The organism is Nonomuraea sp. NPDC001699 (assembly GCF_053596455.1).
This window is the reverse complement of the sequence record NZ_JBSFGF010000027.1, coordinates 46279-60773: the sequence shown is the minus strand read 5'-3', so window position 1 is coordinate 60773 and position 14495 is coordinate 46279. Positions and strand designations below refer to the sequence as shown.

Below are 14495 nucleotides of genomic sequence, written 5' to 3'. Positions count from 1 at the left end.
GCGTGAGGAATTCCATTGGTGGCCTGCTCCGATTCGTTTGTGAACCGGGAAGGAATTACGGCACACTGATGTTGTGAAAAACATGCCCACGATCGAGCCCGGTAGCGAGCGCAGCACACGCGCGCGTGTCGCCAGGCTGATCCTCGAGCATGGTCCCGTGACGGCCGCCTCGCTCGGCGAGCGGCTGGGGCTGACGCCCGCCGCGGTGCGCAGGCACCTCGACGCGTTGCTGGCCGAGGGAATGATAGAGCCTCGCACGGTCAGGCCGCGCGGTCAGCGCGGGCGCGGACGGCCCGCCAAGCTGTTCGCCATCACCGACGCGGGGCGCAGTGCTTTCGAGCACGCCTATGACGACCTCGCCGGGAGCGCACTCCGCTTCCTGGCCGAGCGCATGGGGCGAGAAGCCGTGACCGACTTCGCCCGATCGCAGGTGTCGAGCCTGCTGACGCGGCTGGAGCCGGTCATGCGGACGGTGCCGGCGGACCAGCGCGTACAGGTGCTGGCGCAGGCGCTGTCGGCAGAGGGGTACGCCGCCTCGGCCAGCAAGGCCAAGTCGGGCGGCGACCAGCTCTGCCAGCACCACTGCCCGGTGGCTCACGCGGCCGCGGAGTTCCCGCAGCTCTGCGAGGCCGAGACGGAGGCGTTCGCGCAACTGCTCGGCACCCCGGTGCAGCGCCTGGCCACGATCGCGCACGGCGACGGGGTCTGCACGACCCACGTGAGCCCCAAGTCGCTGGCTGAATCCGCACACAGAGACAAGAGCAAGGAGACCGGAAGGTGACTGTCACCGACCGCCCGGAGCTGGAAGGCCTCGGGAATTACAAGTTCGGCTGGGCCGACCCGGATGCCGCGGGCGCGGCGGCCAAGCGTGGCCTGTCCGAGGAGGTCGTCCGCAACATCTCCGCGCTCAAGAACGAGCCGGAGTGGATGCTCGACCTTCGCCTGAAGGGCCTCCGCCTGTTCGACAAGAAGCCGCTGCCCACCTGGGGCTCCGACCTCACCGGCATCGACTTCGACAACATCAAGTACTTCGTGCGCTCGACCGAGAAGCAGGCCGCTTCCTGGGACGAGTTGCCCGCCGACATCAAGAACACCTACGACAAGCTCGGCATCCCCGAGGCGGAGAAGCAGCGCCTCATCGCCGGCGTCGCGGCCCAGTACGAGTCGGAGGTCGTCTACCACAAGATCCGTGAGGACCTTGAGGAGAAGGGCGTCATCTTCGTCGACACCGACACGGGCCTGAAGGAGCACGAGGAGCTCTTCAAGGAGTACTTCGGCTCGGTGATCCCGGTCGGCGACAACAAGTTCGCCGCGCTCAACACCTCCGTGTGGTCCGGTGGCTCCTTCATCTACGTGCCGCCGAACGTCGAGGTCGAGATCCCGCTGCAGGCCTACTTCCGGATCAACACCGAGAACATGGGCCAGTTCGAGCGCACCCTGATCGTCGTGGACGAGAACTCCTACGTCCACTACGTCGAGGGCTGCACCGCGCCGATCTACTCCTCCGACTCGCTGCACAGCGCGGTCGTCGAGATCATCGTGAAGAAGAACGCCCGCTGCCGTTACACGACCATCCAGAACTGGTCGAACAACGTCTACAACCTGGTCACCAAGCGCGCCGTCGCCTACGAGGGCGCGACCATGGAGTGGATCGACGGCAACATCGGCTCCAAGGTCACGATGAAGTACCCGGCCGTCTACCTGATGGGCGAGCACGCCAAGGGCGAGACGCTGAGCGTCGCCTTCGCCGGCGAGGGCCAGCACCAGGACGCCGGCTCCAAGATGGTGCACCTGGCGCCCAACACCAGCTCCAGCGTCATCTCCAAGTCGGTGGCGCGCGGCGGCGGCCGCACCTCCTACCGCGGTCTCGTGCAGATCGAGGAGGGCGCCCACGGCAGCGCCAGCACCGTCAAGTGCGACGCGCTCCTGGTCGACCAGATCAGCCGCTCCGACACCTACCCGTACGTCGACGTGCGCGAGGACGACGTCTCGATGGGCCACGAGGCCACGGTCTCCAAGGTCAGCGAGGACCAGCTCTTCTACCTCATGAGCCGTGGGCTCGGCGAGGACGAGGCGATGGCGATGATCGTGCGCGGCTTCGTCGAGCCGATCGCCCGTGAGCTGCCCATGGAATACGCGCTCGAGCTCAACCGGCTGATCGAGCTGCAGATGGAAGGAGCCGTCGGCTGATGGGCCTGAACGAGAAGCCCCTGTCGACCCTGCACGAGAAGGCGTCCTTCGACCTGGGCGACTTCGAGGTCCCGAACGGGCGCGAGGAGTCGTGGCGCTTCACGCCGCTCTCCCGCCTGAAGGGCCTGCACAACGGCAAGGCCGACCCCGTGGGCCACGTGCGCCTCGACGTCGAGGCCGCGCCCGAGGTCGTCGTGGAGACGGTCGGGCGCGACGACGCCCGCGTCGGCAAGGCGTTCACGCCCACCGACCGGGTCAGCGCGCAGGCGTGGAACAGCTTCGAGAAGGCGACCGTGATCACGGTGCCGCGCGAGGCCGTCACGTCGAGGCCGACCGTGCTCACCCTGACCGGTGAGGGCGACGGCGCCGCCTACGGCCACATCGTGGTCAAGGTGGAGCCGATGGCCGAGGCCGTGGTCGTGCTCGACCACAAGGGCAGCGCCGTCTACGCCGACAACATCGAGTTCGTCGTCGGCGACGGCGCCAACCTCAAGGTCGTCAGCCTCCAGGACTGGGACGACGACGCCGTCCACGTCTCCCACCACCACGCCCAGCTCGCCAAGGACGCCACCTTCCGCAGCTTCGTGGTGACCCTCGGCGGCGACCTGGTCCGGCTCTCGCCCAGCGTGGCCTACACCGCGCCGGGCGGCGATGCCGACATGTCGGGCGTCTACTTCGTCGACGCCGGCCAGCACCTGGAGCACCGCCTCCTGGTCGACCACTCCCAGCCCAACTGCAAGAGCAACGTCGACTACCGCGGCGCGCTGCAGGGGCAGGACGCGCACGCCGTCTGGATCGGCGACGTGATCATCAGGGTCGAGGCCGAGGGCACCGACACCTACGAGCTCAACCGCAACCTCATCCTCACCGACGGCGCCCGCGCCGACTCGGTCCCCAACCTGGAGATCCTCACCGGCGAGGTCGCCGGAGCCGGGCACGCCTCGGCCTCGGGCCGCCTCGACGACGAGCACATCTTCTACCTCCAGGCCCGCGGCATCCCCTACGACGAGGCCCGCCGCCTGGTCATCAGGGGCTTCCTCGGCCAGCTCATCGAGAAGATCCAGATCGAGGAGATCCGCGACCGGGTGCTGGCCGCGGTGGAGGCGGAGCTCGCGCGATGAGTTTCGAGAAGGTCTGCCAGATCGCCGACATCCCCGACGGCGGCGTCATCGGCGTCGAGGTCGGGGAGACCCCGGTGGCGCTGGTGCGCAAGGGCGACGACGTCTTCGCCCTGCACGACGTCTGCTCGCACGCCGAGGTGAAGCTCAGCGAGGGCGAGGTCTACGACGGCACGCTGGAGTGCTGGCTGCACGGCTCGTGCTTCGACGTGCGCTCCGGCAAGCCGACCGGCCCGCCCGCCACCAAGCCCGTGAACGTCTACACAGTCAAGATCGACGGCGATGACGTCCTCGTCTCGCTCTCGAAGGAGTCATAACAACATGTCCACCCTAGAGATCCGTGACCTCAAGGTCGCCGTCGAGGACAAGGAAATCCTGCGCGGCGTCAACCTGACGGTGAAGTCCGGCGAGACGCACGCCATCATGGGCCCCAACGGCTCGGGCAAGTCCACGCTCGCCTACGCGATCGCCGGTCACCCCAAGTACACGATCACCGGCGGCCAGGTGCTGCTCGACGGCGTCGACCTGCTGGAGCTGTCGGTCGACGAGCGCGCCCGCGCCGGCCTGTTCCTCGCCATGCAGTACCCGGTCGAGGTCCCCGGCGTGTCGGTGTCGAACTTCCTGCGCTCGGCCGTCACCTCGGTCCGCGGTGAGGCGCCCAAGCTGCGCGAGTTCGCCAAGGACCTCAAGGCCGGCATGGACGCGCTGTCCATCGACGCCGCCTTCGCCCAGCGCAACCTCAACGAGGGCTTCTCCGGCGGCGAGAAGAAGCGCCACGAGATCCTCCAGCTCGAACTGCTCAAGCCGAAGATCGCCGTGCTCGACGAGACCGACTCCGGCCTCGACGTCGACGCGCTGCGCGTGGTCTCCGAGGGCATCAACCGCTTCCGCTCCACGGGCGAGACCGGCGTGCTGCTGATCACCCACTACACCCGCATCCTGCGGTACGTGAAGCCCGACTTCGTGCACGTCTTCGCCGGCGGCCGGATCGTCGAGGAGGGTGGGCCGGAGCTGGCCGACAAGCTTGAGGCCGAGGGCTACGAGCAGTACACGAAGGCGTCTGCATGACTTCCACCAGCTTGGACGTGGAGAAGATCAGGAAGGACTTCCCGGTCTTCTCCCGCGAGCTGCCCGACGGGCGACCGCTCGTCTACCTCGACTCGGGCAACTCCTCACAGAAGCCCAACCAGGTCATCGACACCATGCGCGACCACCTGGCGCTGCACTACAGCAACGTCGGGCGGGCCATGCACGTCCTCGGCGCGGAGTCGACCGAGGCGTACGAGGGCGCGCGCGACAAGGTGGCGGCGTTCGTCGGGGCGGGCTCGCGCGATGAGGTGATCTTCACCAAGAACGCCTCCGAGGCCCTCAACCTCGTGGCCTACTCCTTCGGCAACCCCGCCAACACCGACCCCCGCTTCGCCCTCGGCCCCGGCGACGAGATCGTCATCTCCGAGATGGAGCACCACTCCAACATCGTGCCGTGGCAGATGCTCGCGCAGCGCACCGGCGCGACGCTGAAGTGGTTCGGCGTCACCGACGACGGGCGGCTCGACTTCGACCCGGCCGTCGTCACCGAGCGGACGAAGATCGTCTCGATCGCCCACCAGTCGAACGTGCTCGGCACGGTCAACCCGGTCGCCGCGGTGGCCGCACGGGCGCACGAGGTCGGCGCGCTGATCATGCTCGACGCCTCCCAGTCCGTGCCGCACCACCCGGTGGACATGGCCGCGCTGGGCGCCGACTTCGTGGCCTTCACCGGTCACAAGATGGTCGGCCCCTCGGGCATCGGCGTGTTGTGGGGCCGTACCGAGCTGCTGGAGGCCATGCCCCCGTTCCTGGGCGGCGGCGAGATGATCGAGGCGGTCTGGATGGACCGCTCGACGTACGCGCCGATCCCGCACAAGTTCGAGGCGGGCACGCCGCCCATCGTCGAGGCCATCGGCCTGGGCGCGGCGGTCGACTACCTCACCGGGGTCGGCATGGACGCCATCGAGGCGCACGAGCGCTCGCTGACGGCCTACGCCCTCGACGCCCTGCGCGAGGTGCCGTCGCTGCGCCTGATCGGGCCCGACTCGCTCGACCAGCGCGGCAGCACGCTGTCGTTCACGCTGGAAGGCATACACCCCCACGATGTGGGGCAGATCCTGGACGACCAGTTCGGGGTGGCCGTACGCGTCGGGCACCATTGCGCGCGCCCGCTGCACCTGCGGTTCGGAATACCGGCGACCACCCGGGCGTCGTTCTACCTGTACAACACCACGGGCGAGATCGACGCCCTGGTGCGCGGCCTCCATCACGTTCAGAAGGTGTTCGCATAGCCATGATCGGCGAGTCGATGTACCAGGAGCTGATCCTGGAACACTACAAGCACCCGCAGGGGCGGGGGCTGCGCGAGCCGTACGACGCGGAGGTTCACCACGTGAACCCGACGTGCGGCGACGAGATCACGCTGCGGGTCAGGGTGGGCGACGCCGGTAAGATCGAAGACGTCTCCTACGACGGCCAGGGCTGTTCGATCAGCCAGGCGGCCGCCTCCGTGCTGCACGAGCTGACCACCGGCTCGACGGTCGAGGAGTCGCTGTCGGTGGTCGACGAGTTCACCCGGCTCATGCAGGGCCGGGGGCAGGTCGAGGCCGACGAGGAGGTGCTCGGGGACGCGGTGGCGTTCGCGGGCGTGGCCAAGTTCCCGGCGCGCGTCAAGTGCGCGCTGCTGTCGTGGATGGCCTACAAGGACGCTGTTGTGAGGAGTGCCCGATGAGCAAGCCTGTGGAGACTCCGACCGGTTTCGACGGTGACACCACCGTCGAGGAGGTCATGGAGGCGCTCAAGGACGTCGTCGACCCCGAGCTCGGCATCAACGTCGTGGACCTGGGGCTGATCTACGGGCTCAACCTCGACCCGTCCGAGGGCGGTCAGCCGGTGGCCACCATCGACATGACGCTGACCAGCGCGGCCTGCCCGCTGACCGACGTCATCGAGGACCAGGCCCACTCGGCCCTTGAGGGCATGGTCTCCGACGTCAAGATCAACTGGGTCTGGCTGCCGCCGTGGGGCCCTGACAAAATCACTGACGAGGGGCGTGAGCAGCTCCGTATGCTAGGCTTCAACGTCTGATCTTTAGCTGAAACGGCTGACGTTCGGCGTCAGCCGTTTCAGTGTGCCAAGGAGGGGTTTCGGAAGGTCCGTAACCAGCCAGGGAATATCCGCTAACATCCCCGGCGTTGGCACCAGGTATACACCAGACGCCTCATCTCGCGTCATCGCGCCGCCTGCGGCCGGTGCCCCGGTGTATCTCCCCTGTGAAGTCCCGCCTCGAAGGCGGGCGTACTGCAACGTGTACGGCATCAGGCCGTATGTCCCGGCTCGTCCTTTCGCAGAAGTGACGCGCCACTTCGACTGAAAGGCACGAATTTCGTGACCATGCTTGACTCTGTCATGCCCGCGTTCGACGAGACCGCCCCCGAGACGGGCCCGTCGGAGTTCGAACTGCTCGGCCTTCCCAAGCCGCTCATCAGCGGTCTGGCCAAGCAGGGCATCGACAGCCCCTTCCCCATCCAGAGTGCGACGATCCCCGACGTGCTGGCCGGCCATGACGTCCTCGGCCGCGGCCAGACCGGCTCGGGCAAGACCCTGGCCTTCGGTTTGCCGACCATGGCGCGCATCGCGGGGGTGCGGCCCGCTCCCGGCCACCCGCGCGCGATGATCCTTGTGCCCACCCGTGAGCTGGCGCTTCAGGTGCACGACGCGCTCGAACCGCTCGGACGCGGCCTCGGGCTGCGGATGAAGGTCGTCGTCGGCGGCATGTCCATGGGCAAGCAGATCGAGGCGCTGCGCCGCGGCGTCGACATCGTGATCGCCACCCCGGGCCGCCTGGGCGACCTGATCCGGCAGGGCGAGTGCTCGCTCGCGCAGGTCGAGGTCTCCGTCCTGGACGAGGCCGACCACATGTGCGACCTCGGCTTCTTCCCGGTCGTCACCGAGCTGCTGGCCCAGACCGCGCCCGAGGGGCAGCGACTGCTGTTCTCGGCCACCCTCGACGGCGACGTCGACAAGCTGGTGCGCCGCTTCCTCAAGGACCCGATCACCCACTCCGTGGCCCCGGCGACCTCTCCGGTCGACACCATGGAGCACCACGTGATGCAGGTCACGCGTGACGACAAGTTCGACGTCACGGCCGAGATCGCCAACCGCGAGGGCCGGACGATCATCTTCGTCCGCACCCAGCACGGCGTCGACCGGCTGTGCAAGCAGCTGGCCCGGGTCGGCATCAAGTCCGGCGGCCTGCACGGCGGCAAGCGCCAGAACCAGCGCACCCGCATCCTGGCCGAGTTCCGCGAGGGCTCGATCAACGTGCTGGTCTGCACCGACGTCGCGGCCCGCGGCATCCACGTCGACAACATCAGCCTGGTGCTGCACGTCGACCCGCCGCAGGACCACAAGAGCTACCTGCACCGCGGCGGCCGTACCGCCCGCGCGGGCGAGAAGGGCACCGTCGTCACGCTGGTGCTGCCCAACGAGCGCCGCTCGACCGACGCGCTGACCAGGCGCGCCGGCATCCACCCGTTCCGGCTCAAGGCCACCCCGGGGCACCCCCGGCTGGCCGAGGTGACCGGGGCCAGGACGCCGAGCGGCGAGGCCATCCCCGTGTGGGAGCCCGACGTGCGCAAGCCGCTGCGCCCGCGCCGTGAGGGCGGTCACGGCGGCGCCGAGCGCCGGGGCGGGCGTCGTCCGCGCCGCGAGTTCGACGGCGAGCGTCGTCCGCGCCGGCACGAGGACGGTTCCTTCGCCGGTGGCGACGACCGTCGTCCGCGCCGCCACGAGGAGTCCGGTGGCGAGGACCGTCGTCCGCGCCGGCACGCCGAGGGCGAGCGGCCGTTCGGCGGCGGGCAGCGCTCCTCCGAGCCGCGCACGTTCGGCGACGACCGCAGGCGCGGCGGCTTCCGCTCCGACGACCGTCCCGCGCGTCAGGACGACCGCGGCGGGTTCCGTCCCGCCGACGACCGTCCCGCCCGTCAGGACGACCGTGGCGGTTTCCGCTCCGACGACCGGCCGTTCCGTCAGGACGACCGCGGCTACCGGTCCGAGGGCCCGCGTGGCGGTGGCTACCGTGACGGCCAGCGCGGCGGCGGATTCCGTTCCGACGACCGTGGCCGCTTCGGCGCCGACCGCGGCCGTCCGGTCTCGGGCGACCGTGACCGGCCCGCCCGCTCCGACGAGCGCGCCCCCCGCGACGGCTACCGCTCCGGCGGCGGCTACCGTCCCGAGGAGCGCGGCAACGGCGGGTTCCGCCGCAACAACGGCGGCGGCGGCCGCCGCTTCGAGCGCTGATCCCGCCTGAACGACCGACTGCCCGTCGCGCCTCCCTCCGGGGAAGGCGCGGCGGGCTTCGTCGTTCACGGGGACGTCACGAGGTCAGGACGTCAAGGGCGCGGTCCACGTCGTCGGGGGTGTTGTAGACGTGGAAGCCCGCGCGGACGCGGCCGGCCCGTACGGCGGCGCGGATGCCGGCCGCCGCCAGCCGCTCGCCCGGAGCCTCCACCGACACGATCGCCGAGTCGGACGCCTCCAGCCCGAGCCCGGCCCGGAAGCGGTTGGCCAGCGCGACGTCGTGCTCGTGGACGCGCTGGACGCCGATCTCGTTGAGCAGTTCGATCGCGGGCGCCGCGCCCACGTAGCAGAACCAGGCCGGCGACAGGTCGAAGGCGCGGGCGTCGGAGGCCAGCCGCAGCGGCGGCCCGTAGAAGGAGCCGCCCGGGTCCTCGCCGGCGTACCAGTTGGCCGCCAGCGGGCGCATCCGGGAGCGCACCCGGGGAGACAGGTAGCCGAACGCGGCCCCGCGCGGTGCCATGAGCCACTTGTACGCCGCGCACGCCAGCACGTCGATCCCGTCGGCCACCGACACCGGCAGCCACCCGCACGCCTGGGAGCCGTCGGCGATGACCAGCGCGTCATGGGCGCGGGCGGCGGCGACGACGTCGTGCAGCGGCGTGACGTAGCCGGTGGCCGACTGCACGAGGCTGAAGGCGACGGCGTCGGTCCGGCTCGTGACGGCGTCGGCCAGGCGGTCGGCCGGCACGGTCTCGACCTCGGCCGCCACCGCCCACGGGAACAGGTTGCTGGTGAACTCGATCTCCGGCACCAGCACCCGCGCCCCCGGCGGCAGCGCGGTGGCCACCGTGGACATGATCTGCGACACCGTCGAGCCGATCGTCACGTCGGCGGGGTCGGCGTCGACCAGGTGCGCGAAGGCCGTGCGGGCCCGGCCGACGGAGGCGTCCCAGGGCGTCCAGTCGCTGCTGCCGTGCCGCCACTGGGTCAGCACGGCCTGCAGCTCCTCGAAGGCCGGACGCGGCGGAAGGCCGTACGAAGGGGTGTTGAGCCAGCCCGGATCGGCGTCCCAGAGCTTGCCCACGGTCGCGATGTCCATGACCACCAGCCTAGAACGGCCCTCCCCGGCCAAGCCGCCCCCGTACGGCGGGCAGGAAGTCGCCGTCTCGCGTGGCGGACTCCGGGCGGTGTCATCGTCGTGCGCAGACTAGGCTTGTCAGGCACGCCAACCGACCGACGAGAGAGACCATGAAGACCTTCGAAGAGCTGTTCGCCGAGCTGTCAGACAAGGCGCGTACCAGGCCCGCGGGCTCGGGCACCGTGGCCGCGCTCGACGCCGGCGTGCATGCCATCGGCAAGAAGGTCGTCGAGGAGGCCGCCGAGAGCTGGATGGCCGCCGAGCACGAGTCGAACGACAGGGCGGCGGAGGAGATCTCCCAGCTCCTCTACCACGTGCAGGTGCTCATGATCGCCAAGGGCATCGGGCTCGACGAGGTGTACAAGCATCTCTAGGGCGCTTCCGCGCCCGCCCCGGCGTCCCGTCGATCCATGAGTGAGGAAGAAGACCCGAACATGCTGCGTCTGGCAGTACCGAACAAGGGCGCGCTCAGCGATGCCGCCCAGAACATGCTCAAGGAGGCCGGCTACCGGCCCCGCAGGGACAGCAAGGAGCTCGTCGTCCTCGACGAGGACAACGGCTGTGAGCTGTTCTTCCTGCGTCCCCGCGACATCGCCGTCTACGTCGGGGAGGGCACCCTCGACCTCGGCATCACCGGCCGCGACATGCTGATCGACTCCGGCGCGCCGGTCGAGGAGATCATGCCGCTCGGCTTCGGCGGCTCCACCTTCCGCCTGGCCGCCAAGGCGGGCACGATGTCGTCGGTCAAAGACCTCGACGGGCAGCGCATCGCCACCTCCTACGCGGGGCTGCTCGACAAGTACCTGTCCGACCAGGGCGTCGACGCCCGCGTGATCAAGCTCGACGGCGCCGTCGAGACCGCGATCCGGCTCGGTGTCGCCGACGCGGTCGCCGACGTCGTGGAGACCGGCACCACGCTGCGCAACGTCGGCCTGGAGGTGTTCGGCGACCCGATCATGCGTTCCGAGGGCGTGCTGATCAAGCGGCAGAGCGCGCCGGAGACGCCGGGCATGGGCCAGCTCGTACGCCGCCTCCAGGGCGTCGTGCACGCCCGCGACTTCGTCATGATGGACTACGACATCCGCGCCGAGCGCATCGAGGAGGCCATCGCCCTCACGCCCGGCATGGAGGGGCCCACGGTCTCGCCGCTCCACCGCGAGGGCTGGGTCGCCGTCCGGGCCATGGTCCGGCGCAAGGGCCACCAGCAGGTGATGGACCAGCTCTGGGACATCGGCGCGCGGGCCATCCTGGTCACCGACATCTACGCCTGCCGCCTCTGACAAATGTCACGGTCAACCCCGGAAGGATCGCACTAACGGGGAAAAGGTAGCGCCCGTAGCGTTTGCTGACATGAACGCCATCGTGTTCGACCAGGTCAGCAAGCGCTACGGGGACGTGCTTGCCGTCGACGACCTCTCGCTCGCCATCGAGCCGGGCAGGACCGTGGCCCTGCTCGGCCCCAACGGCGCGGGCAAGTCCACGTCGATCAACATGCTGCTCGGCCTGCTGCGGCCCAGCAGTGGCACGGTCACCATCCACGGCCGCTCGCCCGAGCACGCGGTGCGGGCCGGTGAGCTGGGCGCGATGCTCCAGAACGGCGCCCTCATCCCCGAGCTGTCGGTCAGGGAACTCATCGACCTGGTCCGCAGGCTCTACCCCGACCCGCTGCCGCTGGAGGAGATCCTCAAGCTGGCCGACCTGTCGGAGCTGGTCAAGCGGCGCGCGAACAAGCTGTCCGGCGGCCAGACGCAGCGCGTGCGGTTCGCCCTGGCCATCGCGGGCGCGCCGAAGATCCTGCTGCTCGACGAGCCGACCGCGGCCATGGACGTGGAGTCCAGGCTGCGCTTCTGGGCCAGCATGCACGACTACGCCGCCGGCGGCAGGACCGTGCTGTTCGCCACCCACTACCTGGAGGAGGCCGACGAGCACTCCGACCGGGTGATCGTCATCGCCCGCGGCCGGCTGGCCGCCGACGGCACCGCCGCCGAGATCAAGGCGGGCGTGGGCGGGCAGGTCGTCCGCTTCACCCTGGGCGACCAGCCCGCGGCCGGGCTCGACCGGCTGCCCGGCGTCACCGCCGTCGAGGTCGCCGCCGGCACCGCCACGCTGCACACCTCCGACCCCGACGCGACCGTGGCCGCCCTGTACCGGGGCACCGAGCTCGACATCCGGGGCATCCAGCTCGCCGGCGCCGACCTCGAAGACGCCTTCCTCGCGCTCACCAGGGAGTCCTGATGCTGTTCTACGCCAAGACCGAGGCCATGCGCATGCTGCGCAACCGGCGCTACATCATCTTCGTCGTGGTCTTCCCTGTCGTGCTGTACCTGATCAACGCCAACATCTACGGCAAGCAGACCGACGGCGCCGGCGTGCGCTACAGCGTCGTGCTGATGGTCTCCATGGCCGCGTACGGGGCGCTGGCCTCGTCGATGATGAGCTCGGCGGTGCCGTGGGCGACCGAACGCCAGTCCGGCTGGCTGCGCCAGCTCCAGATCACCCCGCTGCCGAACTGGATGATCATCGCCACCAAGCTCGGCACCGCCATGCTGCTCGTGCTGCCCTCGCTGCTGCTGGTGGCCGTCGTCGGGGTCGTCCAGCAGGGCGTGTCGATGCCGGTCGGCCAGTGGGTGCCGCTGATGCTGGCCATGTGGCTGGGGACGATCCCGTTCATCGCGCTGGGCCTGGCGATCGGGTCGCTGCTGACGGCCGACGCGGCGCAGCCGGCCTCGATGATCTGCATGTTCGTGCTGGCGATCGCGGGCGGCCTGTGGTTCCCGCCCGAGGTGTTCGGCGAGACCATGCGGACCGTCGCCAACGTCATGCCCTCCTACCACTACGCCAGCCTCGGCTGGAGCATCGTCGCCGGGCACGGCGTGGAGCTGACGGACGTGCTGGTCGTCGCCGGATGGGCGGTCGTCCTGGGCGGGGCTGCCGCCTACCTCTACCGCCGGGCTACTGTTCGGGCATGAGCTTCGCCGACAAGCTGCACTTCGGGGACGGGCGGCCCTCGCCCAGACGGCGGCTGCTCGGCATGTCCGTCGGCATGGTCTACCTCGTCTTCCCGATCGCCGAGATCGTCGCGGGCGGCGTCACGGGCGCCCGCGCGGTGTGGGGGGCCGTGGCGCTGCTCGCCTTCGTCGGCTGCTTCGTCGGCACGGTGGTCAGCGCCAAGAGCTTCCACGAGCGCTCGCGGGCCACCTTCCCCCTGCTCGCGGTGACCTCGTCGATCGCGTTGGTCAGCGCGTTCGCCTTCGGCGGCGCCTGGCTCACCCTGCCGGTCTACACGGTCGTGCTCTACGGGTTCATCCTGCCGCCCGCCTGGGCGCTGGCCGGGGTGGGCGTGAACCTGGCGGTGGTCGTGGCGGCCGGGCTGGTGACCGGCGACGAGTTCGCCGGCGTCATCGTCCTGGGGCTTCAGGTCGTCACGCTGGGGGTGCTGTTCATCAGCATCCGCAACAGCAGGGTGCTGACGATGAGGCTGCACGAGGCGCAGGGCGAGGTGGCCAGGCTGGCGGCCACCGAGGAGCGCCTGCGCATCGCCCGCGACCTGCACGACCTGCTCGGCCACAGCCTGTCGCTGATCGTGCTCAAGAGCGAGCTGGCCGGGCGGCTGGCCGAGGAGTCGCCGCAGGTGCGGCAGGAGATCGCCGACATCGAGTCCGTCGCCAGGCAGGCGCTGGTGGAGGTGCGCGAGGCGGTCACCGGCTACCGGCAGCGCAGCCTGTCGGAGGAGCTCGACGGCGCGCGGTCGGTGCTGCGGGCGGCGGGCGTGCGGGCCGAGGTGCGGGTGTCAGGAACGCCGCTGCCCGACCTGCTCGACGGGCTGTTCGGCTGGGGGGTGCGCGAGGGCGTCACCAACGTCGTGCGGCACGCGCGGGCCGCCCGTTGCGAGATCCAGGTGACGTACGACGGATCAAGCGCCACCCTGGAGATCATGGACGACGGACGCGGCGGCGAGCCACAGGGCACCGGCAGCGGGCTCAGCGGCCTGCGCGAACGGGTGACGGGCGCGGGCGGCACCATGGAGGCCGGCAGCGCGCCCAAGGGCGGGTTCCGGTTGCGGGTGCTCGTCCCGGCCCAGGTGGGGACGGCCGCGTGATCCGGGTGATGCTGGCCGAGGACCAGGGGATGATCCGCGGCGCGCTGGCCTCGCTGCTCGGCCTGGAGCCCGACATCGAGGTCGTCGGCGAGGCCGCCGACGGGAACGAGGCCGTCGCCGTCGCGCTCGCCGTGAGCCCCGACATCGCGCTGCTGGACATCGAGATGCCCGGCAAGGACGGGCTCACCGCCGCCGCCGAGATCGCCGGCCGGGTGCCGGGCTGCCGGGTGATGATCCTGACCACGTTCGGGCGGCCCGGCTACCTGCGGACCGCGATGGAGGCCGGGGCGGTGGCGTTCCTGGTCAAGGACAGTCCCGCCAAGGATCTCGCGGCGGCCATCCGAAGGGTGCAGGCGGGGGAGCGGGTCATCGACCCGGGGCTGGCCGCGGCGGCGCTGAGCGCGGGGCCGAACCCGCTGTCGGCGCGCGAACGCGACGTGCTGGCCGCCGCCGCCGACGGCTCCACGATCGGGGACGTCGCCCTGCGCCTGCACCTGTCGGAGGGCACCGTGCGCAACTACCTGTCCTCGGCCATCCAGAAGACGCACGCGCGCAACCGCATCGAGGCCGTGCGCCGGGCCAGGGCACAGGGCTGGGTCTGAGGCCGGGTCTCAGGCCG

At 70.3% G+C, this 14495-nt stretch carries 16 protein-coding genes; 15 read left to right on the top strand and 1 reads right to left on the bottom strand.

Annotated features, from left to right (window positions below; genetic code table 11):
- The first annotated feature begins 82 nt into the window (after nt 1-82).
- From ACWCSU_RS44735 to ACWCSU_RS44695, 9 genes are all read left to right on the top strand, one after another.
- Nucleotides 83-781 (top strand): helix-turn-helix transcriptional regulator, encoded by a 699-nt coding sequence (locus ACWCSU_RS44735; RefSeq protein WP_352328768.1) that lies wholly within the window; start codon nt 83-85, stop codon nt 779-781.
- Nucleotides 778-2190, top strand: a complete 1413-nt coding sequence (gene sufB / locus ACWCSU_RS44730) for a Fe-S cluster assembly protein SufB (protein ID WP_364098414.1) — start codon at nt 778-780, stop codon at nt 2188-2190. The genes ACWCSU_RS44735 and sufB overlap by 4 nt, the downstream gene beginning before the upstream one ends.
- Nucleotides 2190-3311, top strand: a complete 1122-nt coding sequence (gene sufD, locus ACWCSU_RS44725) for a Fe-S cluster assembly protein SufD (protein ID WP_449942520.1) — start codon at nt 2190-2192, stop codon at nt 3309-3311. Before sufB ends, sufD begins: the two co-directional genes overlap by 1 nt.
- Nucleotides 3308-3625 carry a non-heme iron oxygenase ferredoxin subunit gene (locus ACWCSU_RS44720; protein WP_357705767.1) on the top strand — a complete coding sequence of 106 codons (318 nt, stop codon included), beginning with the start codon at nt 3308-3310 and terminating at the stop codon, nt 3623-3625. Before sufD ends, ACWCSU_RS44720 begins: the two co-directional genes overlap by 4 nt.
- Nucleotides 3626-3629: 4 nt before the next feature.
- Nucleotides 3630-4376: a Fe-S cluster assembly ATPase SufC gene (gene sufC, locus ACWCSU_RS44715; RefSeq protein WP_352325533.1), complete on the top strand. Its 747-nt coding sequence runs from the start codon at nt 3630-3632 to the stop codon at nt 4374-4376.
- Nucleotides 4373-5629 (top strand): cysteine desulfurase, encoded by a 1257-nt coding sequence (locus ACWCSU_RS44710; protein ID WP_357705768.1) that lies wholly within the window; start codon nt 4373-4375, stop codon nt 5627-5629. The genes sufC and ACWCSU_RS44710 overlap by 4 nt, the downstream gene beginning before the upstream one ends.
- Nucleotides 5630-5631: 2 nt before the next feature.
- Nucleotides 5632-6069 (top strand): Fe-S cluster assembly sulfur transfer protein SufU, encoded by a 438-nt coding sequence (gene sufU, locus ACWCSU_RS44705; RefSeq protein WP_357705769.1) that lies wholly within the window; start codon nt 5632-5634, stop codon nt 6067-6069.
- On the top strand, nt 6066-6425 hold the full coding sequence (locus tag ACWCSU_RS44700) for a metal-sulfur cluster assembly factor (protein WP_357705770.1): 360 nt from the start codon (nt 6066-6068) through the stop codon (nt 6423-6425). Before sufU ends, ACWCSU_RS44700 begins: the two co-directional genes overlap by 4 nt.
- Before the next feature lie 306 nt (nt 6426-6731).
- Nucleotides 6732-8639, top strand: a complete 1908-nt coding sequence (locus tag ACWCSU_RS44695; protein WP_449942519.1) for a DEAD/DEAH box helicase — start codon at nt 6732-6734, stop codon at nt 8637-8639.
- A gap of 76 nt (nt 8640-8715) precedes the next feature.
- Here ACWCSU_RS44695 and ACWCSU_RS44690 read toward each other — a convergent pair whose 3' ends face one another.
- A complete protein-coding gene (locus ACWCSU_RS44690) occupies nt 8716-9738 on the bottom strand; it encodes an aminotransferase class V-fold PLP-dependent enzyme (protein ID WP_449942518.1) in 1023 nt (340 codons plus the stop codon).
- A gap of 149 nt (nt 9739-9887) precedes the next feature.
- On the opposite strand from ACWCSU_RS44690, the gene ACWCSU_RS44685 reads away from it, so the two are divergent.
- The 6 genes from ACWCSU_RS44685 to ACWCSU_RS44660 all read left to right on the top strand — a co-directional run bounded on the left by ACWCSU_RS44685 (nt 9888) and on the right by ACWCSU_RS44660 (nt 14478).
- Nucleotides 9888-10151 (top strand): phosphoribosyl-ATP diphosphatase, encoded by a 264-nt coding sequence (locus tag ACWCSU_RS44685; protein WP_189652386.1) that lies wholly within the window; start codon nt 9888-9890, stop codon nt 10149-10151.
- Between the two features lie 60 nt (nt 10152-10211).
- Complete coding sequence (hisG, locus tag ACWCSU_RS44680) at nt 10212-11057, top strand: ATP phosphoribosyltransferase (protein WP_357705816.1); 846 nt, start codon at nt 10212-10214, stop codon at nt 11055-11057.
- Between the two features lie 70 nt (nt 11058-11127).
- Nucleotides 11128-12012 carry an ABC transporter ATP-binding protein gene (locus tag ACWCSU_RS44675; RefSeq protein WP_357705773.1) on the top strand — a complete coding sequence of 295 codons (885 nt, stop codon included), beginning with the start codon at nt 11128-11130 and terminating at the stop codon, nt 12010-12012.
- Nucleotides 12012-12746, top strand: a complete 735-nt coding sequence (locus ACWCSU_RS44670) for an ABC transporter permease (RefSeq protein WP_357705774.1) — start codon at nt 12012-12014, stop codon at nt 12744-12746. Before ACWCSU_RS44675 ends, ACWCSU_RS44670 begins: the two co-directional genes overlap by 1 nt.
- Nucleotides 12743-13876 (top strand): sensor histidine kinase, encoded by a 1134-nt coding sequence (locus ACWCSU_RS44665; RefSeq protein ID WP_357705775.1) that lies wholly within the window; start codon nt 12743-12745, stop codon nt 13874-13876. The genes ACWCSU_RS44670 and ACWCSU_RS44665 overlap by 4 nt, the downstream gene beginning before the upstream one ends.
- Entirely contained in the window at nt 13873-14478 is a 606-nt protein-coding gene (locus ACWCSU_RS44660; protein WP_449942517.1) for a response regulator, read from the top strand. Before ACWCSU_RS44665 ends, ACWCSU_RS44660 begins: the two co-directional genes overlap by 4 nt.
- The last annotated feature ends 17 nt before the right edge of the window (nt 14479-14495 follow it).

Bases quoted from the DNA above. Each gene is read 5' to 3' on its own strand.
- ACWCSU_RS44735 (WP_352328768.1), top strand. From the start codon at position 83: ATGCCCACGATCGAGCCCGGTAGCGAGCGCAGCACACGCGCGCGTGTC.
- sufD (WP_449942520.1), top strand. From the start codon at position 2,190: ATGGGCCTGAACGAGAAGCCCCTGTCGACCCTGCACGAGAAGGCGTCC.
- ACWCSU_RS44720 (WP_357705767.1), top strand. From the start codon at position 3,308: ATGAGTTTCGAGAAGGTCTGCCAGATCGCCGACATCCCCGACGGCGGC.
- sufC (WP_352325533.1), top strand. From the start codon at position 3,630: ATGTCCACCCTAGAGATCCGTGACCTCAAGGTCGCCGTCGAGGACAAG.
- ACWCSU_RS44710 (WP_357705768.1), top strand. From the start codon at position 4,373: ATGACTTCCACCAGCTTGGACGTGGAGAAGATCAGGAAGGACTTCCCG.
- sufU (WP_357705769.1), top strand. From the start codon at position 5,632: ATGATCGGCGAGTCGATGTACCAGGAGCTGATCCTGGAACACTACAAG.
- ACWCSU_RS44700 (WP_357705770.1), top strand. From the start codon at position 6,066: ATGAGCAAGCCTGTGGAGACTCCGACCGGTTTCGACGGTGACACCACC.
- ACWCSU_RS44695 (WP_449942519.1), top strand. From the start codon at position 6,732: ATGCTTGACTCTGTCATGCCCGCGTTCGACGAGACCGCCCCCGAGACG.
- ACWCSU_RS44690 (WP_449942518.1), bottom strand. From the start codon at position 9,738: ATGGACATCGCGACCGTGGGCAAGCTCTGGGACGCCGATCCGGGCTGG.
- ACWCSU_RS44685 (WP_189652386.1), top strand. From the start codon at position 9,888: ATGAAGACCTTCGAAGAGCTGTTCGCCGAGCTGTCAGACAAGGCGCGT.
- hisG (WP_357705816.1), top strand. From the start codon at position 10,212: ATGCTGCGTCTGGCAGTACCGAACAAGGGCGCGCTCAGCGATGCCGCC.
- ACWCSU_RS44675 (WP_357705773.1), top strand. From the start codon at position 11,128: ATGAACGCCATCGTGTTCGACCAGGTCAGCAAGCGCTACGGGGACGTG.
- ACWCSU_RS44670 (WP_357705774.1), top strand. From the start codon at position 12,012: ATGCTGTTCTACGCCAAGACCGAGGCCATGCGCATGCTGCGCAACCGG.
- ACWCSU_RS44665 (WP_357705775.1), top strand. From the start codon at position 12,743: ATGAGCTTCGCCGACAAGCTGCACTTCGGGGACGGGCGGCCCTCGCCC.